Annotated in this window: 26 protein-coding genes; 10 read left to right on the plus strand and 16 right to left on the minus strand. The window is 72.4% G+C overall.

Translation table 11 applies throughout. The annotated features are described in order from the left end of the window. Positions 1–46 precede the first annotated feature (46 nt). Positions 47–712, plus strand: coding sequence for a DUF2306 domain-containing protein (locus AB0J72_RS27270; protein ID WP_363403362.1), 666 nt, complete (start codon positions 47–49; stop codon positions 710–712). A 121-nt stretch (positions 713–833) separates the two neighbouring features. Here the strand turns inward: AB0J72_RS27270 and AB0J72_RS27275 are convergent, their stop codons facing one another. Continuing rightward, the gene (locus AB0J72_RS27275) at positions 834–2,198 is read right to left on the minus strand and encodes a cytochrome P450 (RefSeq protein WP_363403364.1); all 1,365 of its coding nucleotides are present in this window, start codon (positions 2,196–2,198) and stop codon (positions 834–836) included. An 87-nt stretch (positions 2,199–2,285) separates the two neighbouring features. On the opposite strand from AB0J72_RS27275, the gene AB0J72_RS27280 reads away from it, so the two are divergent. Then, positions 2,286–2,783, plus strand: coding sequence for an AAA family ATPase (locus AB0J72_RS27280; RefSeq protein WP_363403366.1), 498 nt, complete (start codon positions 2,286–2,288; stop codon positions 2,781–2,783). On the opposite strand, the gene AB0J72_RS27285 is transcribed toward AB0J72_RS27280, so the two are convergent. Beyond that, positions 2,738–3,364, minus strand: a complete 627-nt coding sequence (locus AB0J72_RS27285; protein WP_363403368.1) for a maleylpyruvate isomerase family mycothiol-dependent enzyme — start codon at positions 3,362–3,364, stop codon at positions 2,738–2,740. The genes AB0J72_RS27280 and AB0J72_RS27285 overlap by 46 nt on opposite strands. Before the next feature lie 205 nt (positions 3,365–3,569). Between AB0J72_RS27285 and AB0J72_RS27290 the strand changes: the two genes are divergently transcribed. The 3 genes from AB0J72_RS27290 to AB0J72_RS27300 all read left to right on the plus strand — a co-directional run bounded on the left by AB0J72_RS27290 (position 3,570) and on the right by AB0J72_RS27300 (position 6,176). Next, on the plus strand, positions 3,570–3,893 hold the full coding sequence (locus AB0J72_RS27290; RefSeq protein WP_363403370.1) for a hypothetical protein: 324 nt from the start codon (positions 3,570–3,572) through the stop codon (positions 3,891–3,893). Between the two features lie 78 nt (positions 3,894–3,971). After that, a complete protein-coding gene (locus AB0J72_RS27295) occupies positions 3,972–4,334 on the plus strand; it encodes a DUF1304 domain-containing protein (RefSeq protein ID WP_344498292.1) in 363 nt (120 codons plus the stop codon). Between the two features lie 111 nt (positions 4,335–4,445). Continuing rightward, positions 4,446–6,176 carry an ABC transporter substrate-binding protein gene (locus AB0J72_RS27300; RefSeq protein ID WP_363403372.1) on the plus strand — a complete coding sequence of 577 codons (1,731 nt, stop codon included), beginning with the start codon at positions 4,446–4,448 and terminating at the stop codon, positions 6,174–6,176. Here AB0J72_RS27300 and AB0J72_RS27305 read toward each other — a convergent pair. From AB0J72_RS27305 to AB0J72_RS27315, 3 genes are read right to left on the minus strand one after another with little or no spacing between them, the layout of a single operon-like run. Beyond that, positions 6,154–6,762 (minus strand): GNAT family N-acetyltransferase, encoded by a 609-nt coding sequence (locus AB0J72_RS27305; RefSeq protein WP_363403374.1) that lies wholly within the window; start codon positions 6,760–6,762, stop codon positions 6,154–6,156. The two genes, AB0J72_RS27300 and AB0J72_RS27305, sit on opposite strands and share 23 nt — an antisense overlap. Further along, complete coding sequence (locus tag AB0J72_RS27310; protein WP_363403376.1) at positions 6,759–8,300, minus strand: APC family permease; 1,542 nt, start codon at positions 8,298–8,300, stop codon at positions 6,759–6,761. Before AB0J72_RS27310 ends, AB0J72_RS27305 begins: the two co-directional genes overlap by 4 nt. Before the next feature lie 34 nt (positions 8,301–8,334). After that, entirely contained in the window at positions 8,335–9,072 is a 738-nt protein-coding gene (locus tag AB0J72_RS27315; protein ID WP_363403378.1) for a GPP34 family phosphoprotein, read from the minus strand. Between AB0J72_RS27315 and AB0J72_RS27320 the strand changes: the two genes are divergently transcribed. Further along, positions 9,065–10,069, plus strand: coding sequence for a virginiamycin B lyase (locus AB0J72_RS27320; RefSeq protein ID WP_363403380.1), 1,005 nt, complete (start codon positions 9,065–9,067; stop codon positions 10,067–10,069). The genes AB0J72_RS27315 and AB0J72_RS27320 overlap by 8 nt on opposite strands. Before the next feature lie 16 nt (positions 10,070–10,085). Here the strand turns inward: AB0J72_RS27320 and serA are convergent, their stop codons facing one another. After that, positions 10,086–11,306 (minus strand): phosphoglycerate dehydrogenase, encoded by a 1,221-nt coding sequence (gene serA, locus AB0J72_RS27325; protein WP_363403382.1) that lies wholly within the window; start codon positions 11,304–11,306, stop codon positions 10,086–10,088. Positions 11,307–11,335: 29 nt separating this feature from the next. Further along, positions 11,336–11,539, minus strand: a complete 204-nt coding sequence (locus tag AB0J72_RS27330; protein WP_360561645.1) for a hypothetical protein — start codon at positions 11,537–11,539, stop codon at positions 11,336–11,338. A gap of 56 nt (positions 11,540–11,595) precedes the next feature. Between AB0J72_RS27330 and AB0J72_RS27335 the strand changes: the two genes are divergently transcribed. Beyond that, complete coding sequence (locus AB0J72_RS27335) at positions 11,596–12,192, plus strand: hypothetical protein (RefSeq protein WP_363403583.1); 597 nt, start codon at positions 11,596–11,598, stop codon at positions 12,190–12,192. Between the two features lie 25 nt (positions 12,193–12,217). Here AB0J72_RS27335 and AB0J72_RS27340 read toward each other — a convergent pair whose 3' ends face one another. Next, positions 12,218–12,466: a hypothetical protein gene (locus tag AB0J72_RS27340; RefSeq protein WP_363403384.1), complete on the minus strand. Its 249-nt coding sequence runs from the start codon at positions 12,464–12,466 to the stop codon at positions 12,218–12,220. A 131-nt stretch (positions 12,467–12,597) separates the two neighbouring features. Then, positions 12,598–13,614 carry a phosphatase PAP2 family protein gene (locus tag AB0J72_RS27345; protein WP_363403386.1) on the minus strand — a complete coding sequence of 339 codons (1,017 nt, stop codon included), beginning with the start codon at positions 13,612–13,614 and terminating at the stop codon, positions 12,598–12,600. 112 nt (positions 13,615–13,726) lie between these two features. Here AB0J72_RS27345 and AB0J72_RS27350 point away from each other — a divergent pair, with 112 nt between their 5' ends. Beyond that, positions 13,727–13,951, plus strand: a complete 225-nt coding sequence (locus AB0J72_RS27350) for a hypothetical protein (RefSeq protein WP_363403388.1) — start codon at positions 13,727–13,729, stop codon at positions 13,949–13,951. Here the strand turns inward: AB0J72_RS27350 and AB0J72_RS27355 are convergent. The 6 genes from AB0J72_RS27355 to AB0J72_RS27380 all read right to left on the minus strand — a co-directional run bounded on the left by AB0J72_RS27355 (position 13,915) and on the right by AB0J72_RS27380 (position 20,412). Continuing rightward, positions 13,915–15,366 (minus strand): GGDEF domain-containing protein, encoded by a 1,452-nt coding sequence (locus AB0J72_RS27355; protein WP_363403390.1) that lies wholly within the window; start codon positions 15,364–15,366, stop codon positions 13,915–13,917. The genes AB0J72_RS27350 and AB0J72_RS27355 overlap by 37 nt on opposite strands. Positions 15,367–15,388: 22 nt before the next feature. Beyond that, positions 15,389–16,552 carry an SLC13 family permease gene (locus AB0J72_RS27360; RefSeq protein ID WP_363403392.1) on the minus strand — a complete coding sequence of 388 codons (1,164 nt, stop codon included), beginning with the start codon at positions 16,550–16,552 and terminating at the stop codon, positions 15,389–15,391. A 60-nt stretch (positions 16,553–16,612) separates the two neighbouring features. Further along, complete coding sequence (locus tag AB0J72_RS27365; RefSeq protein WP_363403394.1) at positions 16,613–17,827, minus strand: HDOD domain-containing protein; 1,215 nt, start codon at positions 17,825–17,827, stop codon at positions 16,613–16,615. Between the two features lie 38 nt (positions 17,828–17,865). Beyond that, complete coding sequence (locus AB0J72_RS27370) at positions 17,866–19,095, minus strand: HDOD domain-containing protein (protein ID WP_363403396.1); 1,230 nt, start codon at positions 19,093–19,095, stop codon at positions 17,866–17,868. A gap of 60 nt (positions 19,096–19,155) precedes the next feature. Beyond that, positions 19,156–19,818, minus strand: a complete 663-nt coding sequence (locus tag AB0J72_RS27375) for a GNAT family N-acetyltransferase (RefSeq protein ID WP_363403398.1) — start codon at positions 19,816–19,818, stop codon at positions 19,156–19,158. A 63-nt stretch (positions 19,819–19,881) separates the two neighbouring features. Next, a complete protein-coding gene (locus AB0J72_RS27380; protein ID WP_363403400.1) occupies positions 19,882–20,412 on the minus strand; it encodes a snapalysin family zinc-dependent metalloprotease in 531 nt (176 codons plus the stop codon). Between the two features lie 63 nt (positions 20,413–20,475). On the opposite strand from AB0J72_RS27380, the gene AB0J72_RS27385 reads away from it, so the two are divergent. Next, entirely contained in the window at positions 20,476–20,667 is a 192-nt protein-coding gene (locus AB0J72_RS27385) for a hypothetical protein (protein ID WP_363403402.1), read from the plus strand. Here AB0J72_RS27385 and AB0J72_RS27390 read toward each other — a convergent pair whose 3' ends face one another. Next, positions 20,668–23,079, minus strand: a complete 2,412-nt coding sequence (locus AB0J72_RS27390) for an FAD-dependent oxidoreductase (RefSeq protein WP_363403404.1) — start codon at positions 23,077–23,079, stop codon at positions 20,668–20,670. Between the two features lie 17 nt (positions 23,080–23,096). Here AB0J72_RS27390 and AB0J72_RS27395 point away from each other — a divergent pair, with 17 nt between their 5' ends. Beyond that, positions 23,097–24,017: an FAD-dependent oxidoreductase gene (locus AB0J72_RS27395; protein WP_363403407.1), complete on the plus strand. Its 921-nt coding sequence runs from the start codon at positions 23,097–23,099 to the stop codon at positions 24,015–24,017. Positions 24,018–24,102: the final 85 nt, after the last annotated feature.

Consider the following 24,102-nt stretch of genomic DNA (forward strand, 5'->3'; position numbering starts at 1 on the left):
CCAAGTGGCGATGAGTGGGGGCGGGGGTGGCGTTCACCATCGACGCATGACCAAAGCCACCTGGCTCGTCCCGACCGGGCTGATCGCGCTCAGCTTCGTGCCGATGGCCGCCGGCACCATCCGTCTCGTCGAACTGGGCGGCGGCGGGACGCGTACACCGGACAATGCCCGCTTCTTCGATCAGCCGCTGCCGGTCGTGCTGCACATCATCAGTGCCAGCGTGTTCCTGCTGCTCGGCGCGTTCCAGTTCTCCCCCGGTCTGCGCCGCAGGCGGGCCGGCTGGCATCGGGCGGCGGGGCGGCTGCTGATCCTGCTGGGCATCGTCGCGGCGCTCACCGGTCTGTGGATGTCGGTGATGTACGACCTGCCGCCCGCCGACGGCACGCTGGTGATGCTGGAGCGCCTGCTGTTCGGCACGGTGATGGCGGCGGCGCTCGGGCTCGGGTTCGCCGCCGCCCGGCGCCGCGACTTCGCCACGCACAGCGCCTGGGTGACGCGTGGCTACGCGATCGGCCTCGGCGCCGGCACGCAGGCGCTCACCCACGCGCCCTGGTTCCTGTTCGTCGGCGAGCCCGGTCCGTCCGCGCGGGCGTTCCTGATGGGCGCCGGCTGGGTCATCAACCTCGCCGTGGCGGAGTGGGCGATCCGCCGCCGCCGCGCGAAGTCCCAGCAGCGACCGAGCCGCAGCGCACCGGTCCCCGCAACACCGTGACACCACGACACCGCAACGCCACAACACCGTGACGCCACGACGCCACAACACCGTGACGCCACGACGCCGCAAACCCGTGACACCGCAAACCCGTGACGGCACGACGGCACGACGCACGACCTCAGGCGGCGGGCTTCCACACCTCCGTGATCGAGCCGGTGAGGACCGTCCACCTGGGACGGTCGGCGTGGACGGGGACAGGGCGTTGCGGGCCGGCCGTGACGCCGTTGACCATGCCGTAGTCGACCCGCGGGCGCACGAGGCCGGGCAGGCCGCGCTCCAGCATCAGCGACAGCGTCGTGCGGACCTGCAGGTCGGCGAACTCGGCGCCCAGGCAGCGGCGCGGGCCGAGGCCGAACGGGATGAACTCGTACTGCCGGGGCGCCGGCTCCCCCGCGCGCCAGCGCTGCGGGCGGAAGGCCTGCGGCGACGGGTACACGAGCGGATCGCGGTGCTCGAGCAGCGGTGCCATGAAGAGCAGCGCCCCCTTCGGCACCGGCGGCGAGCCCGCGATCTCCACGGTCGTCGTCACCCGCCGGGGCAGGGTGATCGGGACGGCGGGCAGCAGCCGCTGCGACTCCTTCAGCACCGCTGACAGGTCGTCCTCGGTGGTCACCTCGACCGGGCTGGCGGCGGGGTCGGGGCTGCCGAGGAGTGTGATGAGCGCGAGGCTCAGCGTCATCGCCGTCGTCTCGAAGCCCGCCGCGAAGAACCCGTGCAACTCCCCCGCGATCTCCTCGGTGCTGAGCCTGTCGCCGTCCTCGTCGACGGCGTGGCAGAGGATCGACAGCGCGTCCGGGCGCGGGTCGGCGGCGCGGCGGCCGGCGATCAGCGCGGCGAGCTCGTCGTAGGCGGCGGCGACCCGGTGCAGCCACCGCCCGTACGGCGACCAGGGCAGATCCCGCCGGAAGAGCAGCACCCGCGGGTCGGCGGCGGTGGTGCCGAGCGTGACGATGCGGTCGGCGAAGGGGCCGAGGGACGCGTCGTCGTCGAAGCCCAGCAGGCAGCGCATCAGGTTCGTCTTGGAGATGCGCAGGCACTCCTGCTTGAGGTCGAACGGGTCCCCGCCCGGCGCGGCGAACCGGGACCGCGCGAACGTGTCGGCGAACACCTCCCGGTAGTGCGCCATCGCGGTGCGGTGCACGGCCGGCATCAGCAGCTTGCGCCGGCGGGTGTGCTCGGCGCCGTTGGCAGTGATGATCGCGTCGAACATGCCCGACCACGGCCGGCCGGGCGGCAGGTCGAAGAGCCCGTCGGCCCGGTGGAACGCGGTGTTGTCGGTGAACACCTGGCGCACGCCGTCGCGGCCGCGGACCACGACGACGGATCCGTTGCCGGCGGTGACCGGGACGACGGGCTGGTCGTAGGGGCGGATCCGGGCGAGCAGGAAGCGGGCCGAGTCGCGGATCAGCCGGAAGTTGTTGACCATGGGGACCCCGGACGGGCCCGGCGCATCGATGCGGAGTGCGGTGTCGAAGAGCTCCACCGCTCCACGCTCCCAAGCCCGGCCCATCGTCACCATCCGGCGAACGGACGGCGAGCGGATGGCGACGGCATGTGATGATCGGACGCTGTGACCCGCCTGATCCTCATCTGCGGCCTGCCCGGCGCGGGCAAGTCGACCCTGGCCCGGCGGATCGTCGCCGGGCGGCCCGCGGTGCGGCTGTGCCCGGACGAGTGGATGGAGGACCTGCGGATCGACCTGTTCGACGAGGACACCCGGGACCGGCTGGAGCGCCGCTTCTGGGTCCACGCGCAGGAGCTGCTGCGGCTGGGGCAGACGGTGGTGCTCGAGTCCGGGTTCTGGGTCAGGGCCGAGCGCGACGAGAAGCGGCTCGCCGCCCGCGCGCTCGGCACCGGGGTGGAGCTGCACTACCTCACCGCGCCGGTCGACGAGCTGGCCCGCCGGATCGCGGCGCGGGCCGCGGCGGGCGAACCGGGTGCGGTGCCGATCAGCCGCGAGCTCCTCGACACCTACGTGCCGCTGTTCGAGGCACCGACGGCCGAGGAGCTCGCGCTGTTCGATCAGCCGGCCGAGGTGAACCGGGCCGCCGGCTCGCCCGACAGATGACCGGGCGGCAGTTGCCGGCCGCAGACGACGAGGAGCAGGTCCTGCGCGAGGCCCCGCAGCGGCGTACCGCCGGCGCCGAAACTCCACTCGAGATCCGTGGCCTCCAGCCTGACGCCGCTCAGATCCGCGCCGAAGTACTCGACGTTGCGCGGCCGCATCGCGTCCAGGACCAGCCGGAGCCGGTCGTGCGGCACCCGCCGGTCGAGCCCGAGCGCGACCGTGCTGTCGAGGCCGTGGATGATCTCGTGCGACAGCGCCCCGACCGCGCCCCCGCCCGGCGGCGCCCACGGATGCTCGACGTTGTCCCGCAGCGACCGCAGCAGCGCCTCGGCCGGCATCCGGGCCGCGTCCCGCCGGGCGACCCGGTCCGACATCGCGTTGAACCGGCCGCCGGAGCGCACCATCTCCCACACGAACCCGCCCAGCCCCATCCGGAACGGCATCGTGGTGTGCGCCACCACCTCCCGGACCCGCCATCCGGCGCACAGCGACGGCGCGTCCCATTGCGCCGGGGTCAGCGCCCCGAACACCTCCGCCAGCTCCGACCGCTCCGCCACGACCGCGGCCCTCTCCTGCGACATGCGACATCCTCCTCGTTCGGCGTTTCCGGAGGGTGTACGAACGGAGCGGGCGAGACTCATCGGTCATGAGCGCGCGCCGTCGAGTCGGTCATGAGCGCGGCCCGGCGAGTCGGTCATGAGCGCGGCCCGGCAAGACCGGCCGGGCACGAGCGCGGGCCGGCAAGACCGGCCGGGCACGAGCGCGGCCCCGTTACACTGCCGAGTCATGACGACCTTGACCCGCCGACTCGCTGCGGCCGCCGCCGCCCTGGCCATCGGGCTGGGCGCGCTGACGGCGTGCAGCTCCGACAACGTGACCTGCTCGACCAACGCGTGCACCGTCACGTTCGACCGCGGCGTGGAGGCCGAGTCCAAGGTCCTCGGCGTCGAGGTCAAGCTGATCGGCGTCGACAACGGCATCGTGAAGGTCGACGTCGGCGGCACCACGGTCAGCGTGCCCGTCGACGGCAGCGCCCAGGCCCAGGGCTTCGACATCACGGTGCAGAGCGTGACCGACTCCCAGGTCGTCGTCCGGGTCCAGACCAGCTGACGGGTGGCCGGCGGCCGGTCTGCGGACCGGCCCCCGCCGCACGGCGAGCGGGCGGATACCGACCGGTAGGGTGTCGGCGTGAACATCGCCGCTCTGGTCCTCGTCGGCCTCGTCGCCGCGCTCCACGCCTACTTCCTGGTGCTGGAGATGTTCCTGTGGACGGCCCCGCGCACCCGGGCCGCGTTCGGCACCACGGCCGAGTTCGCCGAGTCCAGCAAGGCCCTGGCCGCGAACCAGGGCCTGTACAACGGCTTCCTCGCCGCCGGCCTGGTCTATGGCATCGTCGCCGACGACCCGGTCGGCTTCGCGATGCGCGTCTTCTTCCTCGCGTGCGTGATCGTCGCCGGCCTGTACGGCGCCGCGACCGCCAGCCGCCGCATCCTCCTCGTTCAGGCCCTCCCCGGCGCCCTGGCCCTGATCGCCGTCGTGCTCGCCCACTAGGCCGCGCCAGGCCGCGCCAGGTCGCGCCAGGCCGCGCCGCCCCGAGCCCCGAGCCGGCGGGCTGAGCCGAACCGCCGCACGCACGCCGCACACGGGTCTACGCTGAGTTAAGTGAAGATCACTCGCTGTGCACTGGTGCTGTGTCTGAGCCTCGCCGTCGGGGCATGTGCCGACAAGGACAAGCCGGGTGGCGAAGGGGCTGCCACGGCGGCCTTCAACGCGGGGCTGACCGAGGTCGTGAACCCGTCCACGGCGACCGGCGGCACGCTGAAGCTGGCCAGCGCGCACGACGTGGACTCGTGGGACCCGACGCGGTCCTACGTGACGGCGGTGTACAACCTGCAGCGGCTCTACGTCCGGACGCTGCTGACGCCGGACGCGAAGCCCGGGGCGGACGGGCTGAAGCTGGTCCCGGACCTCGCCTCGGCACTGCCGGAGATCTCGGCGGACAAGCTGACGTACACGTTCAGGCTGCGTGACGGAATCAGGTTCGAGGACGGGTCGGCGATCACGGCGCAGGACGTGCGGCACGGCATCGAGCGGCTGTTCGCGCAGGAGGACCTCAGCGGCGGGCCGACGTACCTCATCGACCAGCTCGACCAGGGCCAGCACTACCCCGGCCCGTTCGCCGACAAGAACGGCCTGAAGAGCATCTCGACGCCGGACGACAAGACGATCACGTTCAAGCTGGCGGAGCCGTTCGCCGACTTCCCGTACCTGCTCGCGATGGGCGTCGCCGCGCCGGTGCCGGCGGCGAAGGACACGGGCGCGAAGTACGGCGACAAGCCGGTGTCGAGCGGGCCGTACCGGTTCGAGACGATCGACCCGGGCAAGGAGGCCGTGCTGGTCCGCAACGAGCAGTGGGACCGGGCCACGGACACGGTGCGCAAGGCGCTGCCGGACCGCATCGAGCTGACCATCGGCGCCGCGGCCGACGAGATCGACCGCCAGTTGCTGGACGGGGACCTCGACGCGGACGCCGGGCAGGGCGGGGTGCAGTCGGCGTCACAGCCGAAGATCCTGCTCGACCCGGTGCTGAAGGCCCGCGCCGACGAGCCGACGACCGGGTTCGTGCAGTACGCGGCGATGAGCACGGCGGTGAAGCCGTTCGACGACGTGCACTGCCGGCGGGCCGTGCAGTACGCCGTCGACAAGACCACCGTGCAGACCGCCCGCGGCGGGCCGGACGCGGGCGGCGACATCGCCGGCGCGATGCTGCCGCCGGGCATCCCGGGGCACGACCCGTCGCTGGACCCGTTCCAGACGAAGAGCGGCAAGCCGCAGCCGGAGAAGGCCAAGTCGGAGCTGACCGCGTGCGGCAAGCCGGACGGCTTCGAGACCGTCATCGCCACCACCAACAGCCCGAAGGCGTCGAAGACCGCCGAGGCGATCCAGGCGGCCCTGGCGGCGGTCGGCATCAAGGCCCGCATCGACGCGTCGGACCCGTCGACCTACGCCCGGTCGGTCGTGGGCTCCCCCTCGAACGTGCACACCAAGGGGTACGGGCTGATCATGGGCGCCTGGTCGGCGGACTTCCCGACGGGCTACGGCTTCTTCCCGACGCTGATCGACGGCCGGCTCATCCCGCCCAGTGGCAACAACAACTACGCGGAGCTGTCCGACTCGGCGATCAACGCGCTCATCGACCGGGCCCGTGACACCACGGACCCGGCCGAAGCGGCGAAGCTGTGGTCGCAGGTCGACGCCGCGGTCATGGACTCCGCGACGATGTTGCCGCTGACGTACGACAAGGTGCTCAACTACCGCAACCCGCGAATGACGAACGTGTTCGTGAACCAGTACTACGGGATGTGGGACGTCACGGCACTCGGGGTGGCCTGAGCATGGCGTAGAGGGGCGGCCCGTCGCCGATGTGGAACGGCTGGGTGTCCGCGTACCCGTGCCGGGCGTACAGCGCCGCGTTGCGCCGCCCGGTCGCCTCAAGGTAGGCGGGCAGCCCGGCCTCGTCGGTGATCCGGTGGTGCTCGCGCAGCAGCCTGCTCCCCAGGCCCTGCCCCTGCCGCTCCGGCCGGACGCCGAGGAACGCCAGGTAGTCGTGCGCCAGGCCGTCCGGGTGCGCGGCGAGCATGTCCTCGTCGAGCTGGACGAACCGGCCGGTCGCCGCGCCGCACGCGGCCGCGAGGCGCCGGTCGTAGTCGGCGATCTCCGGCTCGAACTTGCCGTCGAGGCGCACCCAGGCCGCGACCGCCGCGCCGTCGGCGGTGACGTACACCGTCCCGTGCTCGACGAACCACGGCGTCACGAGGTCGAAGTACCGCCGGTACACCTCGATCCGCTCCGCCCGGTCGGGCACCAGCCAGTGCGCGATGTCGGTGTCGTCGAGCGCGGTGGCGAGCACCGCGGCGACCGTGCCGGTGTCGCCGGCCCCGGCGACGCGGATCGCCGGGGCCGTCGAGGTCGGGGTCATCGGGACGGACCGGCCCGGTGCGCGGCGGTGTCCTCGGGCTGGACCGTGAGCAGCGCCGCGCTCACGCCCTGGCCGATGCCGCGGTACGTGTCGGGGTTGCCGGCCCGCAGGAACGCCGCCCACGCGGCGCCGACCAGGGCGGCGGCCAGGAACAGGCCCGGGAACAGGTACCGCGCCAGGTCGGTCGGCTTGACGCCCAGCAGCGTGTCGAACTCCAGGATCGTCACGATCAGCACCCCACCCAGCAGCACCGCGCCGATCGCCGGGGCGATGAACCGCCGCCACGGCGACACCTGGGCGACCTCGCCGTCGCGGTTGCGCAGGAAGAACGCCAGCACCGCCACCGACGTCACGGTCATCAGGATGAGCACGCCGAAGCCGCCGGTCACGGTCCACCAGAAGAACAGGTGGACGAACGGGTCCAGGCCGTCGCTCGCGGCGAACACGGCGAGGACGACGGCGGCCAGGATCGTCTGCGTGAGCGAGCCCCACAGCGGCGCCCGGAAGCGGCGCCCGGTGGTGCCGAAGAAGCTGAACAGCACCCGCTCCCGGCCGAGCGCGAACGTGTAGCGGGCGGCGGTGTTGTGGAACGCGAGCAGCGCCGCGAACAGGCTGGTGATGAACAGCGCGTGGCCCAGGGTCAGCCAGATCTCCGCGAGGTGCGGGCTCACCAGCACGAACATCGTCTCGCTGGAGTTCTCCGTCGACAGGCCGATGATCTTGTCCGGTCCGGCGGCGACCGACATGGCCCACGAGCAGAACGCGTACAGCAGGCCGATGATGATCAGCGACAGGTAGGTGGCGCGAGGGATGTTCCGCTTCGCGTTGCGGGTCTCCTCGCTGTAGACGGCGGTCGACTCGAAGCCGACGAAGCCGGCCACGGCGGTGGCGAGCGCCGCACCCGTGCCCGCGCTGAACAGCTGCGACGGGTTGACCGTGTCGAAGGTGACCGTACCGCCGGCGGGGTGCGCGAGCTCCACCACCGAGAAGACCAGCGCGATGATGACCTCGGCGCCGAGCAGGACGCCGAGCACGATGCCGCTGAACTCGATGCTCAGCACGCCGAGGACGGCGATGACGGCCCAGGCGATGAACGCGCACGCCCACCACTTCAGGTCGATGCCCCACTGGTCGGCCAGGAAGCCGCTGAGCACCGGGCCGAACCCGCCGTACAGGCCGATCTGCATGAAGTTGTACGCGAGCACGGCGACACCGGCGGCGCCGAGGCCGGTCACGCGGCCCAGGCCCTGCGCCACGTAGGCGTAGAACGCGCCGGAGTTGACGATGTGCCGGGACATCTCGGTGTACCCGACGCTGAAGATGCCCAGCATGGCGGCCATGGCGACGTACGCGACGGGGATGCCGAGCACGCCGGTGACGGCCCAGCCCGCGGTCGCGCCGCCGGCGATGACGGTGAACGGCGCCGCCGCCGCGATCACCATCAGGATGACGGTCAGGACCGTCAGCTTGTTCTGGTCGAGTGCCGAGTCGACCTTGCTGGTGTAACCGCCTGTTGGCGGCGCGGTGCTGACAGGCATGAGGTCCTCCGGGGGAAGCGGGGGTGGGGGTGTTTCAGCGTCCGTTCATCACCTTGTTGCCGATGACGACCCTCGTTTCCTGGATGAGGGTCTGCACATCCGCGTGGGACTGCTGGATGAGGTGGTCGAAGTATGCGTACGCGGCCTGACCACCGCCGTCGAGAATGCTCGGGAGCAGCCCCGTCGCATCGGCGATACCCAGCAGGTGGACGTCGATCTGGTCGACCGGTCTGCGCTGCGCCAATGCCGTCCCCAGCCGCACCCTCGGCCACACGAACTCGTTCGTGTCGGTCGGCTGATAGAACGTGAAGCGGCGCAGCAGCCGCCGGCCTTCCTGGGGAATGACATGATTCCCGGCGACCATCCTGCGGGCGACCCGTTCATAGGCCTCCATCGACAGATATGCCAGCCAGGTGCGCACGTCGCGGGGCGTGCGCTCACCGCGGATGTCGTCCAGGACCGCGTGCGCGACGGAGTCGCCGGGCGTCGACCCGCTGCGCACGAACAGCAGTCCGTCCTCGACGGTCAGGATGCCGGCCCAGCCCAGCTCGCCGATCAGCGCGGAGGCGAGACCGATCCGGGTGGCGTCGTCGGACAGCCGCAGTGTGCCGCTGCGGTCGTCGTGACAGAGCCGGAAGAAGTCGTCGGCGAGCGGCTCCCGGCGCATGCGGTCAGCCAACAACCGCGTGCCATTCCCGCTGGTGCCGCACAGTCGTCCCCCGTGAATGAATGTCCGTGACCGAGTCCGCACAGCACCGTAGCGGTTGGTCACGACACACTTCAATCCCGAACGACGTTTTAACAACATGGAAACGGATCGGTCCAAGCGTGCGTGTCCCGATTTGCGAGGTCAGCACCACTATGACGAACTTCGATCGCGAAGATTTCTTTCGTTCCAAACGGTAAACTGGATCTTCATGGACGTGTTCACGATCTCCGGACCAGGTGACGGCCCATACGGCATCACGACCGGCCCCGACGGCGCGCTGTGGTGCACACTGGTCCACGCGGGTGCGGTAATGCGCATAGCCCTGGACGGGATCACGACGCGCTTCAATGTGCGGGACGGCGACGGGCCCGCGCTGATCACGCCCGGCCTCTGGTTCTCGTTGCTGCACACCGGCGCCGTGGGGCGGATCTCCCCCTCCGGCGAGGTGTCGCTGACGCCGCTGCCGGGTGTCCAGGGGACCTACGGTGTCACCGCCGGCCCGGATGGGGGTTGCTCGTACACCACGATGCAGCCACCACACATCGGATTCATCGGAAATGACGGATCTGTCGCGACCGTGTCCCTGCCGGAGGGGTCGATGCCGTCGATGGTGACGGTCGCCGGCGGCTCGACCTGGTGCACGCTGAACCAGGCCGGCGCGGTGGCCCAGGTCGGGCCGTCCGGCGCGCTGACGATCCACCCGCTGCCCACGCCGGACGCCGGGCCGGTCGGCATCACCACCGCGGGCGACGGCGCCGTCTGGTTCACGGAGATCGCCGCCGGTCAGATCGGCCGTATCACCGCCGGCGGCACGATCACCGAGTTTCCGCTCCCGGACCGCGCCGGCCGGCCCCACGCGATCACCGCCGACCCGGCCGGCGGCTGCTGGTTCACCGAATGGGCGGGCAACCGCATCGGTCACATCACCGCGGCCGGCGCCGTCACCACCTACGACCTCCCGGTCGCGGGCGCCGAACCGCACGGCATCACGGTCGCCCCCGACGGCACCGTCTGGACCGCCCTGGAGACCGGCGCCGTCGCCCGCCTCACGCGGACGTGAGGCGGGCGTTCCCGGACTACGACAGCACGCGCAGCTGGACCGTGGTGGCCATGTTGGACAGCTGGGCGAGGATCTCCGCCGGGTAGTCGATCGCGATGTCGGACAGCAGGTAGCCGAACTCGCCGCGGGTGGCCAGGATCTGGCCCTCCACGTTGACCTTGTGGCCGGCGAGGATGCTGTTGACGTCGGCGAGCACGCCCGGGACGTTGTGGTGCAGCAGGGCGATGCGGTGGGTGCCGGGGGCCTGCTGCAGGTTGAGCGACGGCAGGTTGACGCTGAGCGTGGTGGAGCCCTCCTGCACGTACTTGTGCAGCTTCTCCGCCACGAACGAGCCGATGTCCGACTGCGCCTCCTCGGTGGACCCGCCGATGTGCGGGGTGAGGATGACGTTGGGCAGGCCGCGCAGCGCGGACTGGAACTCGTCGCCCTTCGCCTTCGGCTCCTTCGGGAAGACGTCGACGGCGGCGCCGGCCAGGTGCCCGTTCTCCAGGTGCTTGCGCAGCGCCTCGTGGTCGATGACGAAGCCGCGGCTCAGGTTGAGGAAGATGCTGCGCGGGCGCATCCTGGCGAACTGCTCCTCGCCGAAGAACCCGCTGTTGCCCGGGCGGCCGTCGACGTGCAAGGTGACGATGTCGGACAGCTCCAGCAGCTCGTCGAGCGTGGCGCACCGCTGCGCGTTGCCGAGGGCCAGCTTGTCGGCGGTGTCGTAGAAGTACACCTTGAGGCCGAGGTTCTCGGCGAGGACCGACAGCTGGGTGCCGATGTTGCCATAGCCCACGATGCCGATCGACCGGCCGCGGACCTCGTGCGACCCCTCGGCGTCCTTGTCCCAGACGCCGTCGTGCATCCCGGCGTTCTTCTCGGTGAGCCGCCGGGTCAGCGCGATGATCTCGGCGACGGCGAGCTCGACGACGCTACGGGTGTTGGAGAACGGCGCGTTGAAGACCGCGATCCCGGACTCGGCCGCGGACCGCAGGTCGATCTGGTCGGTGCCGATGCAGAACGCGCCGATCGCCCGCAGGTGCGGCGCGGCGGCCAGGGCCGCGGCCGACACCTGCGTCTTGGACCGGATGCCCAGCAGGTGAACCCCTTCGGAGAGCTTGGCGATCAGCTCGTCCTCGTCGAGCGCGCGCCCGAGGGTCTCGACCAAATATCCCTCGGACCGCATCCGCTCGACGGCGACGGGGTGGATGTTTTCGAGGAACAGGACCCGCACCGGGTCGCTCTGGGAAGTCATTGACTGCACCCCACCTACCCTAAGTGACCTCAGGTGCCACTGGTACGTGACCCGCGACTCGTCCCGCTGTGTGGCTGACCCTGTGCGACCGCGTGCCGCTCCTGCAGCTTCGCCCGGATCTGCTCAGGCGTGTATGCCCGCCGCCGGCGCTCCGCCCGCGCGACCACCACTCCCGTGGCCGCGACACCCACCACACCGGCCAGGCCGAGGACCTTCCACCACTTCGCCTTCATGGGCATCTAGGGTACTGGTCGTGCAGGGAGCTATCGATCTCGACGACGCCGTCCAGATGACCCGGACGGGCGACCTCTGGGTGTTCCGCGGCCGTTCCAAGGCCGACCGGGCGATCCAGACGCTCACCAACAGCCCCGTCAACCACGTGGGCATGGCCGTCGTCCTGGACGACCTGCCGCCCCTCATGTGGCACGCCGAGCTGGGCAAGTCCCTGCCCGACATGTGGACCGGCGGCCACCAGCGCGGCGTCCAGCTCCACGACCTGCGCGACGCCGTGCTGGTCTGGGGCCGCCGCTACGGCCAGCGCCCCTGGCTCCGCCAGCTGCACTACGACGTGTCGCCGCCGATGGAGGAAGCGGTGCTGCGCACCATCGCCCGCCTCGACGGCACCCCGTTCCCGTCCACCGCCCGCCTCGCCGGCCGCTGGTTCGCCGGCCGCGTCCCGAACATCCGCAAGCCCAACGAGTCCTCCCTGGAGACCGCCTACTGCGCCGAGGTGGTCGCCGTCACCTACGAGGAGATGGGCCTGCTCCCCAAAGGCCGCCGCGCCAACTGGTACGACCCCGGCAAGTTCTGGAGCGGCGACGACCTCGACCTCCAGCACGGCGCCACCCTCGGCGACGAGATCGCCGTCACGCTCCCACCCGCCTGACCCGGCTGCCCTCCCGAAGGTCGGCTCAGCCGGCCAGGGCGGTCGCGGGCGCCAGGGTGGCGGCCAGCTCCCGGGCGAACCGCATCCGCGCCGCGGCCGTCTCCGGCCGCTCCCCGTACTCCCGCGCCAGGATGTCGACGCACCCCTGCGCACCGTGCCGGGTGACGGCGACGGTCACCGCGGCCCACGCCTCAGCGACGGTGACGGGCCGCGACGGCTGCAGATCGGAGGCGAAGACAGCTTCCGCGATGAACTCCGTGACGGTGCCGATCATGTCTGCCTCCCAGTGCTGTTCCCCCGTGTGTGCTGCCAACCACAACTCAACGCTCCAACGGGAGCAGCACCACACCCCAAACGGGTTCCGGACGGTTGCGGACCAACCGTTCACCCGACACGCCCACGCCGCTAGCCGGGGAGCTTGACGGTCGGGTCGTCCGGGTGGCCGCCGAGGCGCTGGGTGGTCGGCTCCTCGGTGGTGAGGCGGATGGTGACCTGCTCGCCGATCGGGTCGGCCGCGGGGGGCGGGAGGTCGTCGTCGTCGAGGGGCGGGACGAGCTGCGGGACGACGCGGTGGACGGTGGCCAGGACCGCGGCGACGACGAGGCCCGCGGTGCCGGCGATGCCCAGGGCGCCGCCCGCGTAGGCGGCGAAGAGGCGGCGGCGGCTCAGGTCGTCGACGGCGACGTCCAGGGCCTGGTCGGTCAGGTAGAGGGCGGCCGCGGCGCCGAGCAGCAGGCCCAGGGAGATGAGGGTGAGGAAGACGGTGGCGTAGGTGCTGGGGGCGCCGTACGTGACGCCGCCGTGCCGGCGCTGGACGAGGACGATGAAGACGCTGGCGAACGCGGCCCAGGCGCCGACGACGAGCAGGGCGGCGACGGCGTCACTGGGGCGGTGCCAGCCGGCGGAGAGGGTCGCGACGCCGGCGAGGGCGGCGAAGCCGGCGGCGATCAGGGCGCCGGTGGCGCGCGCCTTCGCCGGCAGGACCAGGACGAAGGCGACGGCGACGGAGGCGGCGATCGTGGTGTGGCCGCTCGGCAGGCTGTTGCCGACGCCGGAGCGCTCCAGGTCGACGCCGAGGTCGGGGCGGGTGAGGATGGCCTTGATGACCTGGGTGGTGACGTTGGCGCCGCCGATGAGCAGGATGGCGCCGACGGCGAGGGCGACCCGGCGGCGGATGAGGGCGATGAAGCCGACCGTCACGGTGGCGACGGTGAGGGAGAGCACGGAGATGCCGTTGAGGACGCGGTCGACGATCGTCTCGACGCGGGCGCGGCCGATGCTGTTGCCGGTGATGGCGAAATAGTCCAGCAGCTGCCCGTGCTCGGTCTGGACGAAGAACTGCCAGACCTGGGTGGCGCCGTAGGCTTCCGCGGTGCCGAGGAGAAGCAGCCACACCACGAGCCCGAGCGGCCATCCACGCATGGCGTGCAACATAGCCGATCCGGCGGCGATACAAACCTGGCAGGTGACCGGAATGCGTGGCCACGTACCAATCAGGGTAGAGAGTCGTTGCTGTCCACGAGAAGGAGGCGGAATGATCACCAGAGTGCGGCCGACCGGTGTCCTGGTCGGCTATGCGGTCGAGGCCGTCGACGGTCCCGTGGGCACGATCGACCGGGGCACGTACGACACCGGCCGCCTCGTCGTGAAGACCCGCGGCGGCGCGGCGGTCACGCTGCCGGTCGACGCCGTGCAGCGCATCGACCACCGCCGCCGGACGGTCTACCTGGGGGTGAGCCGGGCGTCGGTGTCGGGCTGAGCAGCCGCGACCTCGACCCGGTTCCGGCCGGCGCGTTTGGCGTCGTACAGGGCGGCGTCCGCGCGGGCGACCAGCTCGTCGGACGTCTCCACGCCGTTCCACTGGGCGAGGCCGGCGGAGAACGTCTGGCCCAGCGGCGTCGCCGCCATGAGCCGCCGCAGCACCGCCACGGACTCGGCGGTGTCCGCGCCCGGCAGCAGCGCGATGAACTCCTCGCCGCCGTAGCGGGCCAGGTGGTCGGTGCCGCGCAGCTGCCCGGACCAGGCCGCGGCGGCGGACTTCAGCAGCCGGTCGCCGGCCGGGTGGCCGTACTCGTCGTTGAAGCGCTTGAAGTGGTCGAGGTCGATCATGACGACGGCGAGCCCGGCACCGTCGCGGCGGGCCCGTTCGAGGGCCGCGGGCAGCTCGGCGCCCCAGGCGCGCCGGTTGGGCAGGCCGGTGAGCTCGTCGGTGCGCGACAGCTCGCGGACCCGGGCGGTCTGCGCCTCCAGCTGCCGCAGCAGCTGCGCCATGCGGATGACCACCAACAGGAACAGCACGATGGAGCAGATCGCGATCGGCAGCGCGTCGGTGACCTCACCGGCCGCGATCTGGCCGAGCAGCAGCAGCGGCGCCATCAGCGACGCGAGGGTGAGCAGGACGAGCAGGCCGGGGCCGAGCTTCGGCGGCGGGCCGGCGGTCTCGCCGATCTGGGCGGCGGAGCGGTGCAGCGCGGCGTGGCCGACGAGGACGTACGCGAGGAGGAACACCGCCCCGAGGACGCGGTGCGCGGCGGGGCCGGGCTCCACGCCGATCGTGTTGAGCACGGCCCAGGTGACGTCGCCGGCCAGGAAGAGGGACGCCGAGGCGATCATCAGGCGGAACGCGGCGCTCCGGGCGCCGCCGCCGAGCAGCAGGCGGGTCAGCATCGCCAGGACGAGCACGTCGCCGACCGGGTACGCGACGCCGGTGAGGTGGGCCAGCGGCGACAGGTCGGTCTGGTCGATCGCCGGGCGGATCATGAACACCCACGCGAGCAGGCCGAGGCCGGTGGTGACGGTGGTGGCGTCGACGAGCGCGCCCCAGTCGTGCCCCTCGGACCGGCGGCGGATCAGCAGGACCAGGCCGATCGCGAGCCCCGGGTACAGCGACAGGTAGCCGACGTCGGGCCAGCCCGGCGACTCGTACTCGGCGTTGACGTGGAAGCTGTAGGCCTCGACGAGGATGCCGGTCGCGTTGCCGCCGACCCCGGCCGCGAACGCCAGCCAGGCGGCCCGCGCGGTGCCGCGGTGCCGCAGCGCGCCCGCGATGATCGCCGAGACCGCCAGGTAACCGGTGAGCACCTGCACCGCGACCTGCCACCAGCTGCCGTCGGGCACCAGGAACGACAGGGCGACGCAGGTCCCAGCGGCCACCAGGTACCACCGCAGCATCATGTCACTTAGGGTAACTGCACAATCACACCAATAGGGCCGCGGTGGCGAGGCCCGTGCCCGCGACCGCGACGGCCGCCCCGGTCAGCAGGAACCGCAGCGGCGGCACCCGCAGGCCGGCCGCACGGCAGCGCTCCCACCACAGCAGCGTCGCCAGGGACGCCCACGGCACGGCGAGCGGCCCGACGTTGACGCCGATGAGCAGCGCCAGCAGCTGCGTGCGGTGTCCCGCCTCGATGCCGCGTTCTCCGGCGATGTACGCGGGAAGGTTGTTCACGACGTTGGCGAGGCCCATCCCGGTGGCGGCGGACCGGAACGCCCCGGCGGCGCCGCCCTGGTCGCCGATGAGGGTGGCCGCGAACCGGTCCAGGCCGTGCGCGCCGAGCGTCTCGACGACCAGGAACATCCCCGTCACGAAGACCAGCAGCCGCCACGGGAGCAGGCCCGGCCGCAGCGCCGCGCGGTCCCGCAGCGCGAACGCGCCGGCGACCACGACCGCGGCGGCCCCGGACGCCAGCCACAGGGGCACCGCGAGCAGCACGCCCGCGACGAACACCAGGCACGCGCCGAGCGCGACCCGGAACAGCACGGGGTCCCGGGGGCGGTGCGCCGGAGGCGGCGCGAACCGTCGGGGCGTGCGCCGCCAGTACGCGAGCCACAACGCCAACGCGGTGACACCGATCGCCGCCAGTTGCGGCAGCCACATCCGTCCCGCGAACGCGACGGGCCCCAGCCCAACCCGTCCGGCGGCGAGCAGGTTCGTCAGGTTGGACACGGGCAGCAGGAGGCTCGCCGTGTTGGCCAGCCACACGGTGGTCACGGCGAGCGGCAGCGGCGGCAGGCCGAGGCGCCGGGCGAGGGCCAGCATGACCGGCGTGAGCAGCACGGCGGTCGTGTCGAGGTTGAGGGTGACGGTGGTCAGCGCCGCGAACCCGACGCAGACGCCGAAGAGCGCGACGGTCCGCCCGCGGGCGAGCGTGGCGAGGCGGTCGGCGAGCACGTCGAACACCTCGGCCTGCGCCGTCAGCTCCGCCAGGACGATCACCGCACCGAGGAACGCCAGCAGCGGCGCGATCCGCCGCACCGTCGCCTCCGCCTCGGCCGCCGGCAGCAGGCCGGCCGCGACCGCGACCCCACCGGCGGCGAACAGCCCGATCCCGATCCAGTCCAACGCATGCAGCCGCCTCATCGCAGATGATCTTCTCACCGCGCTGACGTGCACGCACCTCGGGTCAGCCCCGGGTCAGCCTCAGCGCGCGGCGGCGTCCTCGCTCTCCGGCTCGGCCAGCGACGCGTTCGTCCAGCGCAGCGCCGACAGCATGTCCTCGGCCAGGTCCGGGACCACGGCGGTCGCGGCGTCCCGCTGGTACGTGCGGACCGCCGTGAGCACCGCGCCCAGCTGCCCCCGGCCGTGCACGACGGCCTCCGCGACGTCCTCGGTGAGCGGCAGCTGGTCGGTGAGCTCGCTGGCGGGGCGGCCGAGCAGGTCGCCGATCGCCGACAGGAGGCCGACAGTGAACGCCGCCGGGCCGGGTGCGCCGCGCCGCTCGGCGACCGTCTGGCACATGCGGGCCCGCAGGACGGCGTCGGTGAGCTGCGCCTCGTCGCCGTCGGCGAAGTCGGCGACCATCATCAGCGTCGCCCACTGGCGCACCTGCGGGATGCCCAGCATGACCACGGCCTGGAAGATCGAGGAGACCGGCTGCGGCAGGCCGTTGGAGGCGGCGTTGACGCCGCGCAGGACGCGGACGGCGAGCGCCGGGTCGCGTTCGATCGTCTCCACGGCCCGGTCGAGGTCGACCTCGTCGGCGGCGAGGTCCGCGAGCAGCCGCATGCGGGCCAGCCGCGACGGGCTCAGCGTGTGCGTGGTGATGAGGTGCGGCCGGCTGAGCACGTGGCCCTGGAAGAGCTGGAACTGCAGCTTGCGCGCCAGGTCGAGCAGCTCCTGCGTCTCGACCCGCTGGGCGACGAGCCGGATCCGCGGGAACCGGCGGCACTGCCCGGCGATCGCGCCGATCGCGGCCCGGTCCCCGGCGAGCATGTTGACCTTCACGTAGTGCGCGAACGGCAGCAGCCTGGCCCGGGACGCGTCGCCGGCGAAGTCGTCGACCGCGATGCGGTGGCCCTGCTCGACGAGCCGCCCGACGCCGTCGAGCACCTCGTCGTCGACGGCGACGTCCGCCATCAGCTCCAGCCCGACCGATCCCGGCGGGAACGGCAGCGGCAGCTCCCCCACGATGAACTCGCGGGTCAGGTTGATGAAGCAGCGCCGGTCGCCGACGAGCTCGGTGATGCCGAACGCGGTGAACGCCTCCACGATCACCCGGCTCGTCGCGGCGCTGTCGCGGACCGAGGCGTGCATCGCCTCCGGGCCGTCGCGGAACAGCAGCTCGTAGGCGGCGACGTGACCGTGCCTGTCGTAGAGCGCCTGCCGGCCGATGTGTACGGGTCGCGTGCTGTCCACGTCCGCCTATCGGCAGGTCGCGTCGCCGGTTGCGTGTTTTACGGCGTCGCCGGGCGGGTCCTGGGCGCGATGATGTGGCCGGTGTACGCGACGGCGTCCAGGTAGGCCAGGGCGGTCTCCTCCACCGGCACCGGCGCGGCCAGCAGCATCGGCAGGTCGGACGCCTCGTACGCGGCGACGAGCGACAGCAGCTCCCCGAGCGGCCCGACCCCCTCGACCAGGGCCTCGGTCACCTCGTGGCTGAGCGACAGGCGCAGCGCCAGCTCGGCGGCGCGCTGGCCGAGCAGCTCGGCGACGGCGGAGACGAGGCCGACGGTGAACGCGGGCTCCGGCGGCACTCCCATCCGCTCGGCGATGTTCTGGCACATGCGGGCCCGGGTGATCGCGCCGCTCAGCTGCGACGCGCCGGGGTCGTCGAGGTCGCTGACCAGCATCAGCGTGGCCCAGTCGCGGAGCCGGTCGACGCCGAGCAGCAGCACCGCCTCGTGGACGGAGGACACCTTCACCGGCAGGCCGAGCGCGTCGGCGTTCGCGGCCGCCATGAGCCGCAGGCTGAGCGCCGGGTCGCTGGTGACGAGGCCGACGACCCGGTTCAGCGGGATGCCGGGGCCGACGAGGAGGCTGAGCAGCTCGACCCGGGCCAGCCGCGACGGCGACAGCGCGGTGGTGGAGACGACCTGCGGGCGGCCCAGCACGTACCCCTGGAAGAGGTCGAACCCGAGCGCCCTGGTGTGCTCCAGCTGCTCCTGCGTCTCCAGGCGCTCCGCGACGAGGGTGAGGCCTGGGTACTTGCGGCAGCGCTCCACGGTCGCGACGAGCTCGGCCGGGGGTGTCTCGAGCACGTCGATCTTCACGTACGCGGCCAGTTCGAGCAGCGGCTCGTGGCCCAGCCCGAACACGTAGTCGTCCAGGGCGATGCGGTACCCCTGCGCGACGAGCTTCCCGACGGCCTCCACCACGACGTCGTCGATCGTGACGGTCTCGAGGATCTCCAGGACGACCTGCTCGTGGTCGAACGGCAGCGGCAGGTCGCCGACGAGGAACTCGCGGGTGAGGTTGACGAAGCACAGCCCGCGCCCGCACAGGGGCTCGATCCCGATCTCGGTGAACGCGGTGATGAGGACGCGGCTGGTGGCGTACGCGCCGCGCTCGTCGGCCGCCACCGCCCCGGCGTCGCCGCGGAAGAGCAACTCGTAGCCGTGGACGTCGCCGTGCCGGTCGAAGATCGGCTGACGTCCGACGTGCACTGCGCCGGAAGGGGGGAACATACCGCACTCATCGACTCCGGCGGCGCGACACTGACCCCTTTGCCGCGGAAATGTTCCGCTTCAGGCCGCCCCGGCCATGGCGTGGATCTTCCAGCCGTGGTCCGGGAAGCCGGCGGCGTCGGCGACGTGGGCGCTGGCCGTGTTCGCCGGGTCGTGCAGGTAGGTCGCGACCGCGCCGCCCGCCACGATCCGCCGGGCGGCCTTGGCGACGAGCCGCCGGGCCAGACCCTGCCCGCGGGCCCGCTCGTCGGTGCCGACGGAGATCTCGACGCCGGAGACGTCGTGCGGCTTCAGCCCGACCCCGGCCAGGTAGGCGCCGCCGGCGTCGCGGGCGATGAGCACCTCGCCCGGGAACGGCCGCAGCCAGTCGGGGATGCCCGGGCCGTCCGCCGGCTCCCACTCCCCCGCGCCGGGCAGCTCGGCCGGCGTCTGCGACCAGCGGAACACCCCGGTGAAGCACACCTGCTCCGGGCGCCCCAGCAGCCCCGGCAGCCGCGCCAGGACGTCGTCGAGGGGCATCCGCGCCAGCAGCGCGGCGACCTCGTCGCGGTGCGCGGGCGGCACGGACAGCACCCCACGGCCGCCGGCGTCGGTCACCCCGAGCATGAGCTGCTCGGCGCCGTCCCAGCGGGGCTTGTCCCGCGCCGGGTGCCCGACGACCGTGATCCCCTGGTCCGGTGCAGGCCACGCGCCGAGCCAGACCTGCAGGAACCTCGCCAGCACGCACGCCTCCGCGGTAAAAGATCGAGAGCCCAGGCACATCCTAGGCTCTCGATCTTCAATCGTTCAGCCCACGAAGAGGACTTCCTGGACTTCGGCGGTCACTCCCGCGGCGAAGTTGCGCTGGACCTGCGCCGCCTCGGCCGCGCTCGGGTTGGCGTTGGTGCAGGACACCGGCGCGCTGCTGCCCGACATGAGGTCCGAGCACAGCCCGGTCCTGCGGTCCGGCAGACCCAGGATGTGCCCGAACTCGTGCGTGGCGATCCGCAGCTGGTAGTAGCCGTCGTTGACCGCCTCACGCCCCATGTACCAGCGCCCGTTGCCGAGGCTCGTCGAATACGTGCGGGGCCAGCCGTTGTCGGCGTAGACCCGGATGTTGGGCGTCCGGCCGGCGGTGACCGGGACCAGCCGGACGTTGCTGACCTTGCCGTTCCAGAGGGTGGCCGCCTGGTTGACCACGGCCACGAACTCCTGCGCCTGGCTCGCGTCGTAGTAGAGGGTACGGGTGGCCGCGTGCGCGGGGACCGCGCCGACCAACTGGACGCCGACCAGCGCCGCAATGGCGAGCAGCACGGTGGCGAATCTGCGTCTGACCATGCCGCTCAGGCTAGATGACATCGCCAGTCATCGATATATACCAGATGACCCATACTGGGTGGTGTGGCGTATGTCTGGCTCCTGGACGTCGACGGGGTCGTCAACGCCCGCAAGCCGCCGTGGCACGCCGCCCCGCATCACGGCCGCGCGTACGCCGACGGGGTCGGCTGGCCGATGCGCTGGGCGCCGGCCCTGACCACCCGCATCCGCCGCCTGCACACGTCGGGCGCCGTCGAGGCCTTCGCCACGCCGTGATCAGGCGCGGACGCGGGCGCTCGCCGGGTCGTACAGCGGCCGCAGCGACGCCTTGAGGGGGTACTCGCGGTCCGCGACCACCACGGTCAGCGGGGCGGCGTCCAGCCAGGCCTGGTCGAGCGGCGAGGTGCCCGCGTCGAGGAACGCGAGGCCGACGGCGCCGCCGAGGGTGTGGCCGTAGGAGGCGGCGCGCACGTAGCCGACGTCCCGGCCGTCACGGCGGACCACCTCGCCGTGGAAGAGCAGCGCGGACGGGTCGGTCACGAGGATCTGCACCAGGCGGCGCGACAGCGGCCCCGCGTCGCGCACGGCGAACAGCGCGTCGCGGCCGATGAACGACGGCTTGTCGAAGGCGACCGCGAAGCCGAGGCCGGCCGACAGCGGGTCGTCGGTGTTGTCGATGTCGTGGCCGTAGTCGCGGTAGCCCTTCTCCAGCCGGAGGCTGGCCAGCGCCTTGAGGCCCGCGTGCCGGACGCCGAGCTCCCGACCGGCCGCGACGAGCCGGTCGTAGACGTGCACGGCCTGCTCGGTGGGGATGTAGAGCTCGTAGCCGAGCTCGCCGACGTACGTGATGCGCAGGCACAGCACGCGGGCGTAGCCGATCTCCAGCTCGCGGGCGCCGCGGAAGGGCATCGTCACGTCCGTGTCGCTGACGGCCGCCAGCAGGTCACGCGACCGCGGGCCCTGCACGTTGAGCTGGGCCCACCCGGAGGTGACGTCGGTGACGACCGCGCCGTGGCGCCGCAGGCGGGTCAGGACGTGCCGGTGGGCGGTGTCGGAGGCGACCACCCAGAAGCGGTCCTCGGCCAGCTCGGTGACGGTGAGGTCGGCCTCGATCGTGCCGCCCTCGTTGAGCCACTGGGTGTAGGTGACGAGGCCGCTGCCGGTGACCCGGTTCGCCGACAGCCGCTCCAGGACGGCGCCGGCGTCGGGGCCCTGGACGAGGAACTTCGCCATGAACGACATGTCCATGAGCGCCACCCCCTCGCGCACCGCCCGGTGCTCGGCCGCCCACTGCGGGAACCACGCCGGGCGGGACCAGGACGGCTCGGGTTCCGAGGTGACGCCGTACACGTCGGGCATCTCCCAGCCGGAGACGTCGCGCAGGTGCGGCGACAGCCCGGCGAGCCGGTCGTGCAGCGGGGAGCGGCGGGCACCCCGGGCCGACCGCATCGCCTTGTCGGGGTAGTGCGTCTTGTACACCGTGCCCAGCGCCTCGACGGTGCGCTCCGAGCGGTACCGCAGGTTGCGCTGGTACGGCTGCAGCCGGTCGATGTGCATGCCGGTCACGTCGACATCCGGCTCGCCGGCGGCGATCCAGTGCGCCAGGGCGCGGCCGATCCCGCCGCCGGTGAGGATGCCGATCGAGTTGAGTCCGGCCGCGACGAAGTACCCGCGCAGCTCCGGGGACTCGCCGAAGATCGGCGCCAGGTCGGGGGTGAAGCTCTCCGGCCCGCAGAAGAACGTGCGGACGCCGGCGGTCGCGGTCACCGGGATGCGGGCCATCGCCGCCTCCAGGTAGGGCGCCATCCGGTCCCAGTCCGGCGGCAGCGTGCCGAAGGAGAAGTCGTCCGGCACCCGCTCGACGCTCCACGGCGCCGCCTCGCCCTCGAACAGGCCGATCATGAGCCCGCTGCCCTCTTCGCGGAAGTACCCGTAGGCGCCGGGGTCCTCCAGCACGGGCAGGCCGGCGTGGACGCCGTCGATCGGCTCGGTGATGAGGTAGTAGTGCTCGGCGGCCTGCAGCGGGACGCTGACGCCGGCCTCCTCGCCGAGCTGCCGCGCCCACATCCCGGCGCAGTTGACGACGACCTCGGCCTCGATGTCGCCGTACGCCGTCCGCACGCCGGTCACGGTGTCCCGCTTGCGCAGCACGCCGGTCACCGGGACGCCTTCGAGAATCTTCACGCCGCGCTGCCGGGCGCCCTTCGCCAGGGACATGGTGACGTCGACGGGGTTGGCGCGGCCGTCCTCGGCGACGTAGAAGCCCGCGAGGACGTCGTCGACCCGCGCCAGCGGGAACAGGTCGAGGACCTCCTTCGGCGAGATCTCGTGCACGTCGACGCCGAGGTGCCGGTTGAACGCGGCCACCCGCCGGTACTCCTCCAGGCGGCCGGCGTCGGTGGCGAGCTCGATGAACCCGCACTGCCGCAGCCCGGTGGACAGGCCGGTCTCCGCCTCGAGCGACGCGTACAGGTCGCGGGTGTACTGCCGCATCCGCGTCGAGGTCTCCGACAGCGACCCGAAGGTCACCATCAACCCGGCGGCGTGCCAGGTGGTCCCGGCGGTCAGCCGGTCGCGCTCCAGCAGCAGCACGTCGGTGACGCCCTCCTTCGCCAGGTGGTAGGCGACCGACGTGCCGATCACCCCACCGCCGATCACGACGACGCGGGCCCGCTGTGGAAGCTGCATCCTGAGAGACTAAGCGGATGACGGTCGTCGTGATCGGGGCGGGCGTGGCCGGGCTGGCGTGCGCCCGGGCGCTGCACGACGCGGGCGTCGCGGTCCGCGTCCTGGAGCGCGCCGCGGCCCCCGGCGGGCGGCTCGGCGGCGACGTCGTCGACGGGCGGCCGGTCGACCTCGGCGCCGCCTACTTCACGGTGTCCGACCCCGGATTCGCGGCGGTGGTCTCGCGATGGCATCGCGCCCGTCTGGTGCACCCTTGGCCCGGGGATTTCACGGTGTACGGCACGCCGCCCGCCTCCCCACGGCCGGCGCCGGTGCGGTGGGCCGCCCCCGGCGGGCTGGCCTCGCTCGCCGCGGATCTCGCCGCCGGGCTTAACGTCACCTGTGGGGCCGCTGTCAAAGACCTGACAGTTCTCGGCGGCACGGTCGTCCTGGCGATGCCGGCGCCGCAGGCGGCCCTGCTCCTGCCGGCCGCCGCGCCGCTCGCCGAGGCCCAGGACTGGCAGCCGTCCCTGGCCGTCGCGCTGCGCTACCGCCGCCGCTGCTGGAAGCCGCTGACCGGCGCGTTCGTCAACGATCACCCCGTCCTCACCACGGTGTGCGACGACGGGTCCCGCCGCGGCGACGGGGCTCCGGTACTGGTGGCGCACACCACACCGGCATTCGCCATCGAATCGGCCGTCGCGGACGTTGAGGCGGCCGTGAGGGAGTTGCTGGAGCTGCCCGACGCCGCGGTCTCCGTGGCCGCTCGGCGCTGGCCGGCGGCCCGCCCCACCCGGCCCTCGGAGTCCGCGTTTGCGCAGGTGGATGGCGTGTTCCTGGCCGGCGACGGGTTCGGCCGGCCACGGGTCGAGGCGGCCTGGCTGTCCGGCCGCGCGGTTGCCGCCGCGACAGTCGGAAACCAGAATCCGAAAACTCCACGAACGGCCAGCCGGCCGAGGTAGCCTCGTGGGCGCCAACGCTGTTGATATGTCCACAGTGGACCGATTTGGTCCCGGCATTATTCATTCATGTCGGTCGGGGAACACA

The organism is Dactylosporangium sp. NPDC049742 (assembly GCF_040674675.1).
Lineage (GTDB): Bacteria > Actinomycetota > Actinomycetes > Mycobacteriales > Micromonosporaceae > Dactylosporangium > Dactylosporangium maewongense.

Bases quoted from the DNA above. Each gene is read 5' to 3' on its own strand.
- AB0J72_RS27270 (WP_363403362.1), top strand. From the start codon at position 47: ATGACCAAAGCCACCTGGCTCGTCCCGACCGGGCTGATCGCGCTCAGC.
- AB0J72_RS27285 (WP_363403368.1), bottom strand. From the start codon at position 3,364: ATGTCGCAGGAGAGGGCCGCGGTCGTGGCGGAGCGGTCGGAGCTGGCG.
- AB0J72_RS27290 (WP_363403370.1), top strand. From the start codon at position 3,570: ATGACGACCTTGACCCGCCGACTCGCTGCGGCCGCCGCCGCCCTGGCC.
- AB0J72_RS27305 (WP_363403374.1), bottom strand. From the start codon at position 6,762: ATGACCCCGACCTCGACGGCCCCGGCGATCCGCGTCGCCGGGGCCGGC.
- AB0J72_RS27310 (WP_363403376.1), bottom strand. From the start codon at position 8,300: ATGCCTGTCAGCACCGCGCCGCCAACAGGCGGTTACACCAGCAAGGTC.
- serA (WP_363403382.1), bottom strand. From the start codon at position 11,306: ATGACTTCCCAGAGCGACCCGGTGCGGGTCCTGTTCCTCGAAAACATC.
- AB0J72_RS27330 (WP_360561645.1), bottom strand. From the start codon at position 11,539: ATGAAGGCGAAGTGGTGGAAGGTCCTCGGCCTGGCCGGTGTGGTGGGT.
- AB0J72_RS27335 (WP_363403583.1), top strand. From the start codon at position 11,596: ATGACCCGGACGGGCGACCTCTGGGTGTTCCGCGGCCGTTCCAAGGCC.
- AB0J72_RS27340 (WP_363403384.1), bottom strand. From the start codon at position 12,466: ATGATCGGCACCGTCACGGAGTTCATCGCGGAAGCTGTCTTCGCCTCC.
- AB0J72_RS27345 (WP_363403386.1), bottom strand. From the start codon at position 13,614: ATGCGTGGATGGCCGCTCGGGCTCGTGGTGTGGCTGCTTCTCCTCGGC.
- AB0J72_RS27350 (WP_363403388.1), top strand. From the start codon at position 13,727: ATGATCACCAGAGTGCGGCCGACCGGTGTCCTGGTCGGCTATGCGGTC.
- AB0J72_RS27355 (WP_363403390.1), bottom strand. From the start codon at position 15,366: ATGATGCTGCGGTGGTACCTGGTGGCCGCTGGGACCTGCGTCGCCCTG.
- AB0J72_RS27360 (WP_363403392.1), bottom strand. From the start codon at position 16,552: ATGAGGCGGCTGCATGCGTTGGACTGGATCGGGATCGGGCTGTTCGCC.
- AB0J72_RS27370 (WP_363403396.1), bottom strand. From the start codon at position 19,095: ATGTTCCCCCCTTCCGGCGCAGTGCACGTCGGACGTCAGCCGATCTTC.
- AB0J72_RS27380 (WP_363403400.1), bottom strand. From the start codon at position 20,412: ATGGTCAGACGCAGATTCGCCACCGTGCTGCTCGCCATTGCGGCGCTG.
- AB0J72_RS27390 (WP_363403404.1), bottom strand. From the start codon at position 23,079: ATGCAGCTTCCACAGCGGGCCCGCGTCGTCGTGATCGGCGGTGGGGTG.
- AB0J72_RS27395 (WP_363403407.1), top strand. From the start codon at position 23,097: ATGACGGTCGTCGTGATCGGGGCGGGCGTGGCCGGGCTGGCGTGCGCC.